The organism is Curtobacterium sp. BRB10 (assembly GCF_031844325.1).
Classification (GTDB): Bacteria; Actinomycetota; Actinomycetes; order Actinomycetales; family Microbacteriaceae; genus Curtobacterium; species Curtobacterium poinsettiae_A.
The window spans coordinates 1-16488 of the sequence record NZ_JAUZVA010000014.1 but is presented as its reverse complement, the minus strand read 5'-3'; the positions used below and the strand labels follow the sequence as shown (position 1 = coordinate 16488).

The 16488-nt window shown below is 71.7% G+C and carries 12 protein-coding genes and 1 pseudogene; 2 read left to right on the top strand and 11 right to left on the bottom strand.

The window, feature by feature from the left end:
• Nucleotides 1–261 (bottom strand): annotated as a pseudogene (locus Q9R26_RS18220) (acyl-CoA desaturase); the annotation flags it as partial.
• A 166-nt stretch (nt 262–427) separates the two neighbouring features.
• On the opposite strand from Q9R26_RS18220, the gene Q9R26_RS18215 reads away from it, so the two are divergent.
• Entirely contained in the window at nt 428–1165 is a 738-nt protein-coding gene (locus Q9R26_RS18215; RefSeq protein ID WP_311228146.1) for a GAF and ANTAR domain-containing protein, read from the top strand.
• Nucleotides 1166–1169: 4 nt separating this feature from the next.
• Here Q9R26_RS18215 and Q9R26_RS18210 read toward each other — a convergent pair whose 3' ends face one another.
• From Q9R26_RS18210 to Q9R26_RS18185, 6 genes are all read right to left on the bottom strand, one after another.
• A complete protein-coding gene (locus Q9R26_RS18210; RefSeq protein WP_311228145.1) occupies nt 1170–1673 on the bottom strand; it encodes a GNAT family N-acetyltransferase in 504 nt (167 codons plus the stop codon).
• A 2-nt stretch (nt 1674–1675) separates the two neighbouring features.
• Nucleotides 1676–4477, bottom strand: a complete 2802-nt coding sequence (locus Q9R26_RS18205) for a hypothetical protein (RefSeq protein WP_311228144.1) — start codon at nt 4475–4477, stop codon at nt 1676–1678.
• A 266-nt stretch (nt 4478–4743) separates the two neighbouring features.
• Nucleotides 4744–5781 (bottom strand): carboxypeptidase-like regulatory domain-containing protein, encoded by a 1038-nt coding sequence (locus Q9R26_RS18200; protein ID WP_311228143.1) that lies wholly within the window; start codon nt 5779–5781, stop codon nt 4744–4746.
• 164 nt (nt 5782–5945) lie between these two features.
• The gene (locus Q9R26_RS18195; protein ID WP_311228142.1) at nt 5946–7211 is read right to left on the bottom strand and encodes an ice-binding family protein; all 1266 of its coding nucleotides are present in this window, start codon (nt 7209–7211) and stop codon (nt 5946–5948) included.
• Nucleotides 7212–7546: 335 nt separating this feature from the next.
• Complete coding sequence (locus Q9R26_RS18190; protein ID WP_311228141.1) at nt 7547–9679, bottom strand: Ig-like domain repeat protein; 2133 nt, start codon at nt 9677–9679, stop codon at nt 7547–7549.
• A 138-nt stretch (nt 9680–9817) separates the two neighbouring features.
• Nucleotides 9818–11104 (bottom strand): HupE/UreJ family protein, encoded by a 1287-nt coding sequence (locus Q9R26_RS18185; RefSeq protein WP_311228140.1) that lies wholly within the window; start codon nt 11102–11104, stop codon nt 9818–9820.
• Between the two features lie 122 nt (nt 11105–11226).
• Between Q9R26_RS18185 and Q9R26_RS18180 the strand changes: the two genes are divergently transcribed.
• On the top strand, nt 11227–11949 hold the full coding sequence (locus Q9R26_RS18180) for a hypothetical protein (RefSeq protein ID WP_311228139.1): 723 nt from the start codon (nt 11227–11229) through the stop codon (nt 11947–11949).
• 15 nt (nt 11950–11964) lie between these two features.
• Here Q9R26_RS18180 and Q9R26_RS18175 read toward each other — a convergent pair whose 3' ends face one another.
• The 4 genes from Q9R26_RS18175 to Q9R26_RS18160 are packed head-to-tail and all read right to left on the bottom strand — an operon-like array spanning nt 11965 to nt 16419.
• Nucleotides 11965–12888: an ROK family protein gene (locus Q9R26_RS18175; protein ID WP_182064321.1), complete on the bottom strand. Its 924-nt coding sequence runs from the start codon at nt 12886–12888 to the stop codon at nt 11965–11967.
• Nucleotides 12885–14570, bottom strand: a complete 1686-nt coding sequence (locus tag Q9R26_RS18170) for an ABC transporter ATP-binding protein (RefSeq protein ID WP_311228138.1) — start codon at nt 14568–14570, stop codon at nt 12885–12887. The genes Q9R26_RS18175 and Q9R26_RS18170 overlap by 4 nt, the downstream gene beginning before the upstream one ends.
• Nucleotides 14570–15463, bottom strand: coding sequence for an ABC transporter permease (locus tag Q9R26_RS18165; protein WP_111024068.1), 894 nt, complete (start codon nt 15461–15463; stop codon nt 14570–14572). Before Q9R26_RS18165 ends, Q9R26_RS18170 begins: the two co-directional genes overlap by 1 nt.
• Nucleotides 15460–16419 (bottom strand): ABC transporter permease, encoded by a 960-nt coding sequence (locus Q9R26_RS18160; RefSeq protein ID WP_017887592.1) that lies wholly within the window; start codon nt 16417–16419, stop codon nt 15460–15462. The genes Q9R26_RS18165 and Q9R26_RS18160 overlap by 4 nt, the downstream gene beginning before the upstream one ends.
• Nucleotides 16420–16488: the final 69 nt, after the last annotated feature.

Genomic DNA, 16488 nt, shown 5'->3' with positions numbered 1-16488 from the left:
TTGGAACCACGACTCGCCCAGGAACGCGAACGCGACCCAGCAGGCGGCCGTCGCCACGACGAGCGCCGAGAACAGCGCCCAGTAGAACCCCCGACGGCGCTCGAGCAGCCCGGCTTCCTTCACCTGCGCCAGCAGGGCAGAGTACGACGAGGTGCCGCCGGTCCGCGCTCCGGCCGAGGAGCCGGTCTTCCGGAAGCCGCTGGAGAGGGGTTTCGAGCTGGTCTCCCGCTGCGGGCTGGTACCGGCGTGCTGCGTGGTCATGGATTCCCTGGTCGTCAACGGAATGGAGGAACGTTCCGGCGGCCGGGGTCTGGGGCTGCTGACCCAACGCTAGAGGCGCTTCGCACCCGGGTGCAAGCCACAGGTCCGCGTGTCCGCTGCTCGGCTACGGTTGTCCCGCCTGCTCGACGGAAGGACCGTTCCCCACATGACCGAGGTACGCGAAGCACGACTGGTCGAGACGTTCGTGACCCTCACCGACAGCCTGGTGGCGGACTACGACGTCGTCGACGTGCTGCAGACGCTGGTCGACCGGGCCGTCGAGCTGTTCGACGCCGCCGCGGGCGCCATCCACCTGATCGATCAGAAGGACGAGCTGCACGTCGTCGCGTCGACGAGCGAGCGCAGCAGCTTCATCGGCCTGCTCCAGCTCGACGCCGGCGAGGGGCCGTGCATCACCGCCGTGACCACCGGCCGGTTGGTGACGTCGGAGAACGCCGACCACCTGCGGCAGCACTGGCCACGGTTCGCCGAGGCATCGCGGGCTCGCGGCTACGCGGGGGTCCACGCCATCCCGCTCCGGCTGCGGGACACCACGGTCGGGTCGCTGAACCTGTTCCGCGAGACCGAGGGAGCGCTGAACGGTGCCGATGCCCAAGCTGCGCAGGCCCTCGCCGACGTCGCGACGATCAGCCTGTTGCAGCAGCGGACCCTCGAGCACGCGACCCACACCGCCGAGCAGCTCCAACGCGCGCTCGACAGCCGGGTCGCCATCGAGCAGGCGAAGGGGTACCTCGCGCGTGCGGCCGGCGTCGATGTCGAGGAGGCCTTCGGCATGATCCGTCGCTACGCACGTGCCACCCAGCGCTCGCTGAGCCAGGTCGCCGCCGCCGTGGCACGCGACGACGTCCCGCTCGCCGACCTCCGCGCGGCCGGGGCGTCCTGAGGGTTCACACGGGACGTCTCCGGACCCACCGTTCCTCGTCGAGCCCTGTCCCGGGGTCGATCGTCTTCGCACCCTCCCGTGCGAACCCGTGCTTCTCGTAGAACCGCCGTGCACGGGTGTTCGCCGCGAAGACGAGCAGGTGAGCGTCCTCGTCGCCGATGGCCGCCGCGAGGAGCCGGGCGGCCACACCGGTGCCGTGCGCGGGCCGGTCGACGTACAGCGTGACGAGTTCCAGGGCCGGCAGATCGCTGACCGGCGCGGTTGATCGCGCGGTGCTCGTGACACCGAGCAGGGTTCCGTCACGGGACCGCGCGACGAGCACGCTCCGAGCGCGCGTCCGGATCCGCGCCTCCCAGCGCGCGGCTCGGTCGACGGCAGCCGTGCCGTCGAGGAAGGCGTCCGGCACCACTCCGCGGTACGTCTGCTCCCAGCAGCGCGCCTGGAACGCACCGATCTCGCGCGCGTCACCCGTGGTGGCGCGCGCGATGACCGGTGCCGGATCGCGCACGGCTACTTCGTCGTCGTGAAGGTGCCCCGGGCCCGCTGGTCCGAGCCGTAGCCACGGGCATGCACGACGTGCGTGCCCGGTGCCAGCGCCGCCACGGCCTTCGTGATCTTCAGGCGGACCTTGCCGTCGGCGTCGGCAGTCGTGCGGGTGGCCCGACCGCCGTCGATGCTGACGGTGACCGACTCCCCGGCACGGAACCCCGTCGCCGAGATCGCGACCTTGGCACCCTTCCGGCTGCTCGTCGGCGTCACGGCGATGGCCGTGCTGGACGCCTGCGCCTCGGCACACGCGTCACCCGGGGCGCCGACCGCCGGAGCGGACGCGGTCGCCCGTCCGTTCACGCTGCGCACGCCGTCGTCCTCGCGGATGCGCATCGTGCCGACCGAGTCACCGATCACCGAACCGCCCCGGGTGTTGCTGAGGGTCATCGCGTAGTCCGACGTCCGCGAGAACGACGGGGTGCGGTCACCGTTCACCGAGACGGCCACCGCGCGGCAGACCTCGCCGGGCTGGAACGTGACGGGCTGCACCGCCGGGCGGATGCGCCCGTCGTACGCCTGGTCGAGGTCGAAGTACACCGTCGTGGCCTGCTCTGCAGGTCGGGAGAGCACGACCGCTGCCCGGACCACCGTGCGGGTGCGGCCCTCGTCGACGAACCGGTCCGCGATGCGTGCGGCCGGACGCTTCGTGACCGCCGGGGCACCGAGGGTCGCGGCCGGCACGAGCGACAGGTCGCTCAGCAGGACCCCGCCGTTCTTCTGCGGGACGTCGATCGTCACCTCGCGCACCGATGTCAGGTCGATGCCGGCGAACGCGTCGAGGGGGATGCGCGCCTGCTGCAGGATCGTCTTGCGCGGGGCCATCCGGGTACCGGGGAGCAGCTGTCCGGCACGGCTGGTGTCGGCCACGCGGCGGGTCGCCACGGCACCGGTCGCGTCACGGAGGGTGATCGAGACGTCGGCGTTCGTCGTCGCGGTGTCGTCCGGGGTGAGGCGGAGCGACAGCGCCTGGAACGCGGTGAAGTCACCGGCCGCCGGAGCCACCGGGACGTGCACCTGGCCGCCGGTCGCCGCCTTGGTGGGCGAGACGTGCAGGGCGGGGGTGGCCGGCACCGAGGACGCCAGGTACGCCGGGGTGTAGTCCGGGGCGTTGGACGTGATCGAGACGCACGCCGGCAGGATCTGCTTCGCGGGCAGGTCGTCGGTGCTCGCGCAGGTCTTCGCCGTCAGGGCACCGGTCGTGGTGATCGCCGGGTTCGCGACGTCGAACAGGGCGAGGTCGCGCCGACTCGCGCCGGGCTGGGAGGCGCTCACGCGGATGTCGGCCGTGCCCAGGGCGGCGGGCTGACGGTTGGTGCCGTCGAACATCGGCAGGAACTGCTGCTCACCGTCGAGCGTCAGACGGAAGAAGCCGCTGATCAGGCTCGTGCCGACGGCGTACTGCTGGTCGGACGAGAGCCGCGTGGTGCGCTTCGCCTTCGCCCCGCAGACCGCGTCGGACTCGTCGTACCAGTCGTCCGACGACGCCTTCGCGTACTTGCCCGGCGTCCACGTCGTGTTGAAGAAGTTGTGGTTCGCACCCATCACCAGGACCGAGGAGCGCAGCACGTCGTCCCCGAAGGCGGTGCGGGAGTCGTCGTAGAAGTGCTGTCCCTGCAGGTCGGACACATCGCCGTCGCAGTACGGCAGGACGACCGCCGTGTCGGTGTCCGGCAGGGTCATGCGTCCGAAGTCGGTCGGCGCCAGGGGCAGGACGGCACGGATGCCGAAGGGGTTCGTGCGCTGCGTGTTGAGCAGGGCCGCGCGGACCACGCCGTCACCACCGCGCGAGTGACCCATGAGGCCGACGTCCTGCAGGTCGAGCTTGCCGGTGAGCAGCGGCGAGAGCCGGGGCTCCTGACCGGCGTCCGCCCGCTGCAGCAGGCTGAGGTGGTCGAGGACGAGCTGCCCGCGGGCCACCGCTCCGCCGTCGTCCGAGTAGCTGCCGTCGAGGGCGTTGATCGCGTTCGCGGAGATCGACACGACGACGTTGCCGTGGCTCGCCAGCGCGGTCGCCGCCGCGTTGTAGCCGAGGTAGCTCGGGATGTCCGTCTGTCCCTTCCCGCACGGCCACGCCTTCGGGTTGTCGGTGCCGCCGTAGCAGGCCTCGTGGCGGCCGTGCAGGAACACCACGACCGGACGCTTGCCCGGGGCGTCCTTCGGCACGAAGACCGCGGCACGCATCTCGCCCTTGCGACCGAAGCCCTTGATCGTCTCGGCTTCGTTGCCCAGGTCGTAGTCGGCCCGGGTCACCGCGTACTGACCCGCGGCCGCCGGGTCGTCGGTCAGGGGCGTCGGGGCGTCGCTCGGAGCGACCGTCTGCGGCGCGGTGGCGGCCTGCCGGTTGCCCTGCAGGTCGGTTTCGCCCGTCCAGCCGAGCTCGACGCTGCGGGCATCGGCGACGGCGGGGTCGGTCGTGGTGACCGTCAGCTGCCGCTGGTCGAGGCTCGTCTGTGCGACGCCGATGTCGGTACCGTCCACGAGCAGGACGGGGGCCGCCGCACGGAGCGGTAGCGGGTCGGCGAGGGTGAGGACGACGGCGTACCCGCCGTCGGTCGGTGTGACCGTCCAGTCGTCACCCTGCGCGACGGGCATGCCCGGGGTCGTGATCGTGGTCGTCCCCGTCGCGGTGGTGGACCCGTCGCCCGGCTCGGCCGTCGCTGGCAGAGCCGCGATCGTGCCGGAGACGGCGAGCGCCCCGGCGATGAGTGTCGAACACGCGATCTGCAGCGCGATGGTGGAACGGCGTCTCGGCGAACGGTTCACGTCGGATCTCCCCTGGTGCGACGGGCATGCGCCACCGCACGCTCCGTCGCCAACAGTAGGGAGCGCGCCGCTCGCCGCGGATCGTCCTGGAGGATGAGGTCGAGGCTCGGTACCTGAGGGTCCTCACGGGTACGACGGCCCGGTGTGGGGCATGGAGTGCCCCCGGCCCGGGATCGTGTGGCGGACGCCGCCGGCCGGGTCCGGCACGTCGTCGAGGACGCATCCGGTGAGCGCGCCGTCGGGTTCTCGGGCGTCGTGTTCCGGGATCAGCGCGTGCTCCAGAACGAGATGGTCCGGCTCTCGTCCCGTACGACCGCGGTGTGCGACGACGCCCGGTCGGCGACTGGGCGGTTGCCCTCGCCGCCGTACCAGTACGAGACGTACCGCTTCTGGCTCGGCGACCAACCGACCACCTCGACCTTGTACCGACCGGGGCTCAGGACCACACCGAAGACGCCGCCCCGGCCCGGCGACCAGGAGGTCATCCGGGTGTCGAAGGCGCTGCCGATCGACTCGCCGTACACGTGGACCGTTGCCCCGGTGAAGTCGGTGTCGAGCTGGGGGTTCACGATGGCGGACAGGGTGACCCCGACGGTCGAGCTCGCGTCGACGTCGTCCAGCACGGTCTCGGCGCGACCGCCCGCCTGGTGCGCGACGCGGACGTAGGAGCGCGGCGCGGTGGAGCCCGGGTCGCGGTGGAACCCCCAGGACTGATCGCGCAGTGCCGGCCACGAGTCGAGCGTCTCGTCGTGCGCGTTGACCTGCACGCTGTAGTCGTCACTCGGCAGGCCGTGCACCCAGTAGTGCCCGTCGCGGGCGGTGACCGTGCGTCGCACCGTCCCGGTGTTCCAGCCGCGCACGACGACGGCTGCGCCGGACAGGTCGGCGCCGTACGGGTTGCGCGCGGTCCCACCGATCGAGGCGCCGCGACGCACGACCAGGACGACGGTGTCGTGCGCACCGGGGCTGACCGTGATGCCGGCCCGCTCGGCGGGGAGCACGTCGTCGAAGCCGTACGAGCCCTCGCGCTCACCGTGCAGGCTCCACGTGCCGGACGGCACCGCGTCGAACGTCAGCCGCCCGCGGGCGTCGCTCGAGGCAGACGCCGTCGTCGTGCCCTCCGGGGTCCGCAGGTCGACCACCACGCCCGCCATCGGCAGCGGGCGCTTCTCCGGATCGGTGAGCATGACGGTGAGTGCCCCGTCGTCCGGAGCGGCCAGGGCCGCGGTGGTCGGTGCGACGAGCACTCCGACCAGTGTCAACACGGTCGTGATGCCGACCGCCGTGCGTCGTCGAGCCGTCATGGCCCACCCCTGATCCCCTTGCGAGGCCACCCCTGACCCCGTTGCAGTGGAGCGTAGCCGTCTTCCGGCACCCGCGCGCCGTCGCCACGTGTGCACGGCTCGTTGGGTGCGGGCGACGGCGAAGGACCCCGCGACCTGGGTCACGGGGTCCTTCGCAATGTTCCTCAGATCCGGCCGACGGTGCGACGGCGACGGCGCAGCAGGACCATCAGCGTGGCGCCCGCGGCGAGCAGCGCGGCGGCGATGCTCAGTGGGACGGTCGGGTCCGAGCCGGTGAACGCGAGCTCACCGGTGGGCTGGTCGGTTCCGCCGCCAGCACCCCCACCACCGCCGGCGCCAGGGGCCGCGGGGCCGCTCGGGGTGTCGGTGGGCACCACTGCGGGTGCCGTCGGGGTGGGTGTCGCGGTGGGCACCGGTGCCGGAGCACGGACCGTGATGGTGACCGTCTGGGTGTCGTCCGGGCTGGTGCCGTTCGACGCGGTGATCGTCACGGTCGAGGTGCCCGGGGTGGTCGGGGTGCCGGAGATGACGCCGGTGGTGCTGTCGATCGTCAGGCCGTCGGGCAGGCCCGTGGCGGTGAAGGTCGGGTTCGGGGTACCGGTCGCGGTGACGGTGGACGAGTAGGGCACGTCGACGGTGCCGTCGGACGGGGTGCCCGAGGTGATCGTCGGCGACTCGGACGGCGTACCCGGCGCCGGGCAGCCGGCGGAGGCCGTGATCGTGTTCGTGTCGAGGGTGACCGCACCGGTGCGGGCCAGCAGGCGGCCCTGCACGGTCGCGCCGGTGGTGGCCGTCACGGACTGCTGCGCCAGGACGGTGCCCTGGAACTGCGCGCCGGTGCCGACGGTGGCGGAGCTGCCGACCTGCCAGAACACGTTGCACGAGCTGGCACCGCCGGTGATCACGATCTGGCTGGCGGACCCGATGGTCAGGGTCGACGCGGCCTGGAACACCCACACGGAGTCCGCGCTGCCGGCCAGGGTGAGCGCTCCGTTGTTCGCCAGGGCGAGGGCGCCGCCGGAGTACACGCCGGGTGAGAGCGAGAGGCCGTTCAGCTCGGTCAGACCGGTCTGGGTCGGGGAGAGCGACGCGGCGACGTCGTACGCGGTGGTGGTGTCGCGCTGGGCCTGCGCCGCTGCGGCGTCGGTCTGGTGCGTGGTCCCGTTGACGGTGCCGTTCGGTGCGCCGCCGAAGCCGGTGATGGACGTGCCCGGCGACAAGCCGAGGTCGCCGTTCACCACGGACGGGCCGGTGTTCGTGACCGCGCTCGCGCCGAGGACGCCGTAGGTCGATGCGGTTCCGAGGTTGACCGGACCGTCGATGACCGTGGCGGCGGATGCTCCGCCACCGGTCCCGAGGGTGATCAGCGCGGCGACGGCAGCCGCCGAGATGACGAGGATCGAACCTCGTCGAGTTTGATGAGTGTGCACGGCCAACCTCTGCCTGCAGGAGAGGCGAGGGGTCGTCGGCGACGAGCGCGCATTCTCGGAGACTCGAAGTATGCGCTTCTGCACAGCGAAAACATAGATACGTCAGGACATTCGGTCGAAGGCTGGGAATCCGCCCGGGTCACAGGCGGATCCCGGGGCTGCGGGCGCATCATCACCCCAGGTTGACCGGCCGCTCACCAGCGGACGGGGAGGGAGTTCGGGTCTCCCGTCAGCCGGTGCGGCGCCGGTCCCGGGTAGGACCGGTCGCCCACCCCCGGACCACACGGCGAAGGGCCCCGCGATCGAGATCGCGGGGCCCTTGCTGGTGCCGGGTGCTACTTGACGACGACCGTGATGGTCGGGCTGGTGCTCGTGGTGAGCTCCGAGGTCCCGGCGAAGACGGCGTGCAGGTTGTGCGCGCCCTTCTTCAGCGGGAGCTTCGAGGTGACCACACCGTCCTCCACCGTGACGGTGGCGAGGCGCTTCGCGCCCTGGTAGATCCGGGCGGTGCCGTCGACGCTGAAGCCGGTGGCCTTCACCTGGACGGTCGCCTTGCCGCCGCTGTACTTGATGGCGGTGCGCGACGGAGCCTTCTCGACGGTGACCGTCATGGCCTTCGCCGTCTTCGAGTCGGTACCCGAGTACACCGGGTCCGCGTTGACGAACGAGGCCGTGACCGCGTGCTTGCCGATGGCGAGGGTGCTCGGCAGCGTCATGCTGGCCGCGCCGTCCTTGACCGGGGCGGTGCCGAGGACCTTGCTGCCGTCCTTGAACGTCACCGTGCCCTGCTGGGTGCCGATGCCACCGGCGATGGTCGCGGTGACCTTGGCCGGCTTGGCGGTGCGGTAGGTCTGCTCGGCGGCCGACGCGGTGAGCGTCGTGGTCGTCGTCGGCAGCGTGGCGTGCAGGTTGAACTTGTCGACCGTCGAACCGATCGCGGCCGGGTCGGCCGTGGCCGTCGGCTGGAGCGTCACGCCGCAGCTGTCGACCTTGCCGTGCTGCACCGCCGAGTTGAGCGTGGTGCAGTCGCTGGCGCGGATGTTCTCGACGGCGAGCTTGTCGTCGGTGACCGAGACCTTCACGAAGGTGCGGACGTGCTCCTGGTTCTCGACCGAGTTGGCGAAGTGACGCTGACCGGTGGGGTCGAGCGGGTCCGCGCCGTAGCCCTGGGTGGCGTCCGGGGTGGTGAGGTCGTAGTACTTCGAGCCGGAGGCCGAGTTCGCCGTCATGTAGATGACGCCGCCGGGGCCGGAGAAGACCTCGGGAGCAGCGGGCTGCTCGTTGACGTTGGCCTTCTTGCCGTTCTTGATCGCGTAGCTGCGCGAGTAGGAGTGGTCGTGACCCTGCAGGACGAGGTCGACACCCATGTCCGAGAACGAACGCGTGAAGTCGAACCGGCGCTGCTGGTTGTCACGATCGTTCGCGTGGTCGGCCGGCGAGTAGATCGAGTGGTGGTAGACCAGCGTGATCCACTTCGCGTCGTCGCCGTAGCGGTTGATCACGTCGCGCACGTAGTTCACGTGGGCAGCGTCAGAGCCGGCCGCGTAGGCGTTCGAGTTGATGTCGATGAACAGGACGCCCTTGTACATGTACCAGTAGTCGCCACCCGAGTTCGCGGTGGTGTTGCCGCCCGGGTAGAAGTCCGGCACCTTGAGGGAGTTCGGCACCTGGTTGTGCTGCTCGTAGGCCTTGCCGCCCACGTCGTGGTTGCCGATGGTCGAGGCCCACGGGTAGCGCTTCAGCACGTCGCTGCTGTCCGCGAACGCGCCCCACTCGTACTCGTTGTTGGCGTGCTCGACCTGGTCGCCACCGGAGACCAGGAGCTCGGCGTCCGGTTCGGTCGACGTGGCGTACTTGAGCGTGTCCGCCCAGCCGGCACCGTCGTCGTCCGTGAAGCCGGACGAACCGATCTGCGGGTCACCGAGGAACAGGAAGTCGAAGTCGCCGGAGAAGCTCTTCGTGGTGAAGGTGTACGACGCGGACCAAGCCGAGCCGTCCGCCGCACCGACGTGGTACGTGTACGACGTGTTCGGCTCGAGGGCCGAGATCGTCGCGTGCGCGTTGATGTAGCCCGATTCGGCGGCGATGCCCGGGATGCTCTTGGTGTTCGAGTCGGTCGTGCTCGTGTCGGCTGCGGTGTTCGCGGCCTCCGAGGCGGCGACCGTCTGCTTGGCGTCGGTGAAGACACCGTCCGTCATGGACGCGGTCTTCTGGATCTCGAGCGACTGCGCGACGTTCGTGGGGAAGTACCACGATGCGATGCGCTGGCTCTCGGTCGCGCCGACTCCGAGCAGGATGTGGATCGGACCACCGGTCGAGATGTTGGTGGTGGGGGTGTTCGTCGCAGCCGTGGCGGCGTTCGTGCCGACCATCGAGGCACCGGCGATGAGCGCGGCCCCGAGGACGGCTCCGCAGACGCGGAGGGTGGTGGTTCTGCGCCGGGTAGTGGCGCCGGACAGGAGACTCATGTTGGTCCGTTTCTCAGACGTGGGATGATGCAGCACGGAAGACTCTGCATGCACTGCAAAACGTCTTGGTAAACGCTGAGTGACGGTTCGTCGCTGTTCCGGGACGAACGCGACTTGCCAGCAGCTCCGTGGCGAGCGTCAGCCCGCCGCGAGCCGCTCGACGAACCAGATCATCCCCATCACGAACACGCCGGCGGTCACGGCGCCCGTCACCCAGAGGGACACCCGGTGCGCCTTCCGCCGCAGCAGCGAGAGCGGCGGGAAGACGATGACGATGATCGCGAGCTGCACGGCCTCGATGCCGACGTTGAAGATGAGGAGCGAGACGAGCAGCTGCCACGAGAACGCCTCGTGGATGCCGAGGGCTCCGGCGAACCCGAGGCCGTGGATGAGGCCGAAGGCGAAGACGACGGCCAGGCGGGTCCACCCGGCGCGGTCGAGCGAGAAGTGCCCGTGCTCGCCGACCACCAGTTCGTCGGCCCGCGATCGACGACGCCAGAGCCGCCAGAGGTACCAGCCAGCGACCGCGGCGATCGACAGGGCGATGAGCGGCTCGACGACGATCGCGGGCGGGCTGACCACACCGAGGGCGGCGAGGATGAACGTGATCGAGTGCGCGATCGTGAACGCGGACGCCGTGTAGACGACCTCGCGCAGGCGACGCGACCCGGCGATGAGCGCCACGAGGAACAGGATGTGGTCGATCCCGGTCAGCAGGTGCTCGGCGCCGAGCCGGAAGAACTCCCAGAAGCGCTCACCCGCCGACTGCTCGGTCGAGAACGTGCGCTGCGAGGCATCGAGGGTGGCCGAACCCGTCCGGTCGTCGACGTCGTAGGTGACGATCGTCTTGGTGTCGCGCACGAAGGTCTCGTCGTCGGGGAAGAGCTCCGACGACACCACGTGCCCGGACTGCGTCTGCGACGGTTCCGGGCAGGTGAAGTCCGCGGTCACGTGAGCGTACGGCACCTCGTCCTGCAGATCGACGGTGACGGTGTCGTCGAGCGTGCCCGTGCAGGCCTGCCCGCCGGCTCCGGTCACCCGGAACCGGTCGAACACGTACTTCCCGATCGCGTCGGTGTGCGCCTCGGCAGCCGTCACCATCCCCGGGAAGTCCCCGTCGTCCCAGGCCTGCTGCCCCTGCTCGTGCAGCGCGTCGTCGTCCTCGCTCGTCGCCACCGAGACGAGCATCAGGTCGTACTCGAGCCCGAGCTTCGCCTGCACGACCGTCGGCTTCGCGGACGTGACGTCGGCGTAGACCACCGAGCTGAAGCCGTGCGCCGACGCCGGTGCCGCCCCCGCGAGCGCACCGATCACGACCACCCCGAGCAGCACGAGCGCGGCGACGACCCGTGCGACGAGCGCGAACAGGGGAGCGGAGTGGGCAGGGCGGGCGCGCAGGAGCGCGGCGGTGGTTCCGGAGGGCACGCGCAGACGATCCGGCCCGCAGACGACCGGCAGGTGAACAACCGGTGACCAGCAACGGGACGGGTGTTGGACAGGTCCCCCGACCGGCCCGGAGCAGCCCTCGGGCGTGCTTGCATGGTGCCGTGATCCGCCCCGCCACCCGGACGACCGTCCTGTTGACCGCCGTCGCCCTCGCCGCGGCCGGCACTGCCCTGCTGGCCGGCTGCTCCGGGACGTCGAACGGCGCCACCGGCGGCACCGGCACCGGCCCGACGGCGACCACGTCGGCGCACGCCTCGGCCGGGGTCCTGGGCACCGGCTTCTCCGACCCCGACCAGCCGCCGGCGCCCGAGGCCACGATCCACCCCGAGCCCGGTTCGTGGTCCGGGGTGCACGCCCCCGCCGGCTACGACGTCGTGCTGCTCTCCGACGCGGGTGACGCTGCCGACGCTCCGACCCGGACCCTGCTCGACGCCGTCGAGTCGTGGGCCGCGGACGAGGACGTCACCGTCACCTCGGTCTCGGCGAAGGGCCCCGACGACCGGATCGCCGCGGTCCTGCGCGCCGTCGACGCCGAACCCGACCTGGTCATCACCGTCGGCAACCACATGGTCGACCCGCTCGCGGCCGTCTCACCGACCGCGCTCCACCAGCAGTTCCTGGTCGTCGGTGCCGAGATCGCCGAGCCGACGTCGAACGTCACGGCGGCGGACTGGACGGGCGGCGGGTTCCGCGGCGAGGGCCTGGGTCCGTCGAGCCACTACGACCCCGACACCTTCACCGAGGAGCGCGCGGCCCGTGGTCTGCGCGCCGGGCTCGCCGCCGTGCTCCACGACCTGCGCGGCATCGTCGTCTGGGTCCCCTGACCGGGCGCTCCCCCGCTACGCGGTCTCCGGCTCCAGCACGCGCGCTCGCACCTGCGCCGCCGCGCCGAGTGCGACGGCGTCGGATCCGAGCGTCGACTGCGCGAGCCGGATCGTCGCCCCGCTGACCGGCGGTTCCGCGGCGATCGCCGCCGTGATGGCCGGTTCGAGCAGGTCCCAGGACCGTGCGATCCCGCCGCCGACCAGGACGGTCGTGACGTCGAGGATCCCCGCGGTCAGCAGTGCGGCACGGGCCAGGCCCCACCCCGCGGTGGCGAAGACGGCGGCCGCGTCGGCGTCCCCGCCGCGTGCGGCGACGGCGACGTCCCGCGCCGAGAGCATCCGCCCGGAGCGTTCGGCGTAGCGGTCGGCGATGCCGCGCGCGCCCGCGATGGTCTCCAGGTGCCCGGTCTGCCCGCAGGTGCACCGGGCGTCACCGAAGCCGGGGACGTGGCCGATCTCACCGGCGGCCCCGCGCGGGCCGGCGAAGAGCCGTCCGTCGAGCACGAGCGCGCCGCCGACACCGGTACCGAGGGTCATGCCGAGCACGTCGGACTCCCCCACGACCGCGCCGGTGGCGATCTCGCCGAGCAGGAACGCGTTCACGTCGTTGTCGAGGGTCGCGGGGACCCCGAGGGCGTCCGTCACCGCCCGGGTCACGCCGTACCCGGCCCAGCCGGTGAACGAGTTGCCGGTGACCAGGACGGTTCCCGTGGTCCGGTCGACGACGCCGGCCGCGCCCACCCCGACACCCGCCAAGGAGGCCCGGTGCGTCTCGAGCAGACCCGTCACGGCCCCGAGTGCGGCCGTCACGATCGCCGCCCCGCCCGCGTGGGCGGGCGTCGGCAGGTCGACGCGGTCGATGACCTCGAGGTCGGGCGTGGTCAGGACGACCTTCGTGTTGGTGCCGCCGACGTCGACCCCGGCCAGGACCCGGGTCACGCGGTCACCGCCGCGAGCGAGGCGAGGCGCTCCGTCCGACGCTGCCGTTGCAGCACGGGGTCGGGCACCGGCACCGCGGCGAGCAGACGCCGGGTGTAGTCGGTGGTGGGGTGCAGCAGCGTCGTGCCGGTGGTGCCCTGCTCCTCGACGACGCCCTGGCGCATCACCACGACGCGCTCGGCGAAGTGCTGCACGACGGCCAGGTCGTGCGAGACGAACAGGCACGCGAAGCCGAGGTCGTCCTGCAGCTCACCGAGGACCTCGAGCACGGTCTCCTGCACGCTGACGTCGAGCGCCGAGGTCGGCTCGTCGGCGACGAGCAACCGCGGTTCGAGCACCAGCGCCCGGGCGAGCGAGACCCGCTGGCGCTGCCCGCCGGAGAGCTCGCGCGGGGCACGGGACGCCAGGGTCCGTGGCAGCCGTACCGCGTCGAGCACCTCGTCGATGCGCCGACGACGGTCGGCCGAGGACATCCCGCGACGGTGCACGGCGAGGGGTTCCGCGATGCACTCGGCCACCGACATCCGGGCGTCCAGGGACGCCACCGGGTCCTGCAGCACGACGCCGATGCCGGAGCGGAGGGCACGACGGTCACGGCCCTTCGCGGTCCGCAGGTCCTGCCCGAACAGCGACACCGTGCCGGAAGTCGGCTTGATCAGCCCGAGCGCCACCCGGGCCGCGGTCGACTTGCCGGAGCCGGACTCGCCGACCAGGCCGACGGTCTCACCGGCGTGCACCGCGATGTCGATGCCCGCGAGCGCGTGGACGGCGCGCGCCCCGCGCCCGAAGGTCACCGAGACGCCCCGCAGGTCGACCGCCGGGGCCGCACCGGGCCTCCCGGCCGTCTCGGTCTCCGCGTCGGTGACGGGAGCCGACGGGCGGTCGCCCGCCACGTCGAGCCGCGGTACCGCGGCGAGGAGCCGCCGGGTGTACTCGTGCTCGGGGCGGAGCAGGACGTCCTCGACCCCGCCGGTCTCGACGATCTCGCCCTGGAGCATGACCGCGACCCGGTCGGCGAAGTCCGCGACGACACCCATGTTGTGCGTGACGAGCAGCACCCCGGTGCCGGTCTCGACGGCGAGCGCGCGGAGGAGCTCGAGGATCTCGGCCTGCACGGTCACGTCGAGGGCCGTGGTCGGTTCGTCGGCGATGAGCAGCTTCGGCGCGTTCGCGATCGCCATCGCGATGACCACGCGCTGACGCTGCCCACCCGACAGCTGGAACGGGAACGACCGGGTGCGCGACTCGGGGTCGGGGATGCCGACGCGACGGAGCAGGTCGACGGCCTCGGCCGCGGCGGCGGACGCGGAGACGTCACGGTGGTTCCGGATCACCTCGGCGATCTGCGCACCGACGCGGGTGAGCGGGTCGAGGGCGGTCGCGGGCTCCTGGAAGACCATCGAGACGGTCGATCCGCGCAGTGCCCGGAGCGCGGGTTCGGGGGCGCCGACGACCTGGTGGCCGGCGACGACCGCGCTGCCCGAGGCCGTCGCGTTGCCGGAGAGCAGGCCCATCGCGGCGAGGGCGACGGTCGACTTGCCGGAGCCGGACTCGCCGACCAGGGCGAGGGTCTCGCCGGGGGCGACCGACAGCGACACCCCCCGCACGGCGTCGACCGTGCCGGACTCGGTGGTGAAGGAGACGCCGAGGTCGGTCGTCCGCAGGATCGGTTCGGTCGTCATCAGCGGCCCCGTACGTCGAAGGCGTCCCGCAGTCCGTCGCCCACCGCGTTGAACGCGCAGACGACCAGGATCACGGCCAGACCCGGCGGCACGATGAGCCACCAGCGTCCGGAGTATGCGGCGGTGAGACCCGCCGACAGCATGCCGCCCCAGTCCGTCGCGGGCGGTTGCACGCCGAGCCCGAGGTACGAGACGTAGGCGACCAGCAGGATCGCGTCGGCGACCTGGAACGTCGCGGCGACGACGATCGTCGACACCGAGTTCGGCAGCAGGTGCTTGCCGATCGCGCGGGCGTGCGAGCCACCGATCGCGCGCAGGGTGAGGACGTAGTCGCGGTTCTTGAGCGTCAGGGTCTCGGCGCGGATCAGGCGGGACGGCACGAGCCACGACACGAGGCCGAGGATGACGATGAGGCCGCCCACTCCCGGGTTCGTGATCGCCGAGATGACGAGGAGGATGAACAGGGCCGGGATCGCGATGCCGGCGTCGACGACGCGCATCATCAGCGCGTCGACCCAGCCGCCGACGTACCCGGCGACGGAACCCCACAGGGTCCCGACGACGGTGGCCAGGACCCCGGCGGCGATGCCCACCATGAGGGAGACCTTGCCGCCGTACATCAGGCGGCCGAGGACGTCGTGGCCGACGGCGTCGGTGCCGAGCCAGTGCGCGGCGCTCGGGCCCTGGTTGGCCTGCTCGAGCAGCGTGTGGGTCTGGTCGGTCGGGTACACGAACGGGCCGACGAAGCAGAACAGCACGATGACGACGATCAGGGCGAGGCCGATCACGGCGAGGGTGTTGCTCCGGAACCGGCGGGCGGCGAGCCGGAACCCGGTGGCCGCGACGGTGACGGGGGCACCCGGGGCTTCGGGGGCCATCTGGACGGCGGTCATGCGCGGCTCGCCTTCACTCGCGGGTCGATGAGGGACTGTGCGACGTCGGCGAGCAGGGTGCCGATGACGGTCGCGATGGAGATGACGAGCACGCAGCCGAGCAGCGTCGGGTAGTCGGAGGACTGTGCCGCGTTCCAGAACAGCAGCCCCATGCCGGGGTAGTTGAACAGCTGCTCGGTCACCAGGGCGCCACCGAACAGCACCGGCAGGTAGTACCCGAGCATCGCCACGACCGGGGTCAGCGAGTTCCGGAACACGTGCCGCCGCAGGATCGTCGCGGTCGAGGCGCCGCCGGCGCGGGCGGTGCGGACGTAGTCCTCCTGCAGGTTCTCGAGCGTCGAGGCGCGCATGTACCGGCTGAACACGGCGATCATCGCGAGGGCTCCGGTCACCACGGGCAGCACGAGCCCGGCTGGGTCCTGGAAGACCTCGGCGAGGGTGTTCCCGCTCGGGGCCTGGGACGGCAGCCACGGCAGCTGCTGGCTGAAGACGATGATCAGGACGAGTCCCAGGAAGAACGCGGGCGTCGAGTAGAAGACGAACGCCAGGGCGGTGGCGGCGTAGTCGACCGCGCCGTTGCGGCGGGCCGCCTGGAGCATCCCGACCGGGATCGCGACGACGAGTCCGAGCACCGCGGAGATGCCGGTGAGCACGAGGGTCTTCGGCAGGCGCTCGGCGATGAGCTGCGAGACCGGCTCGTTGAGCGTGTACGAGGTGCCGAGGTCGCCCGTCAGCAGACGGCCGAGGAACCGCAGGTACTGCACGGGCAGCGGCTGGTCGAGCCCCTGCGCCTGGTTGAACTGGGCGATCTGCGTCGGGGTCGCGGAGACGCCGAGCACGCCGCGGGCGGGGCCGCCGGGCAGCGCGTGGAGCAGGCAGAACACCACGACGGTGACGATGAGGATCACCGCGAGCGCCTGCAGGACGCGCCTGGTGAGGTAGAGAGCTGTGGTCATGCGGCTTCCGATGGTCGGTTCTTGCGTGAGCCGGGGCGGAGGCGGGGGGGGGGGGGGGGCCCCCCCCCC

Coding starts and splice junctions, on each gene's coding strand:
- Q9R26_RS18215 (WP_311228146.1), top strand. CDS start 428: ATGACCGAGGTACGCGAAGCACGACTGGTCGAGACGTTCGTGACCCTC.
- Q9R26_RS18200 (WP_311228143.1), bottom strand. CDS start 5,781: ATGACGGCTCGACGACGCACGGCGGTCGGCATCACGACCGTGTTGACA.
- Q9R26_RS18190 (WP_311228141.1), bottom strand. CDS start 9,679: ATGAGTCTCCTGTCCGGCGCCACTACCCGGCGCAGAACCACCACCCTC.
- Q9R26_RS18170 (WP_311228138.1), bottom strand. CDS start 14,570: ATGACGACCGAACCGATCCTGCGGACGACCGACCTCGGCGTCTCCTTC.
- Q9R26_RS18165 (WP_111024068.1), bottom strand. CDS start 15,463: ATGACCGCCGTCCAGATGGCCCCCGAAGCCCCGGGTGCCCCCGTCACC.
- Q9R26_RS18160 (WP_017887592.1), bottom strand. CDS start 16,419: ATGACCACAGCTCTCTACCTCACCAGGCGCGTCCTGCAGGCGCTCGCG.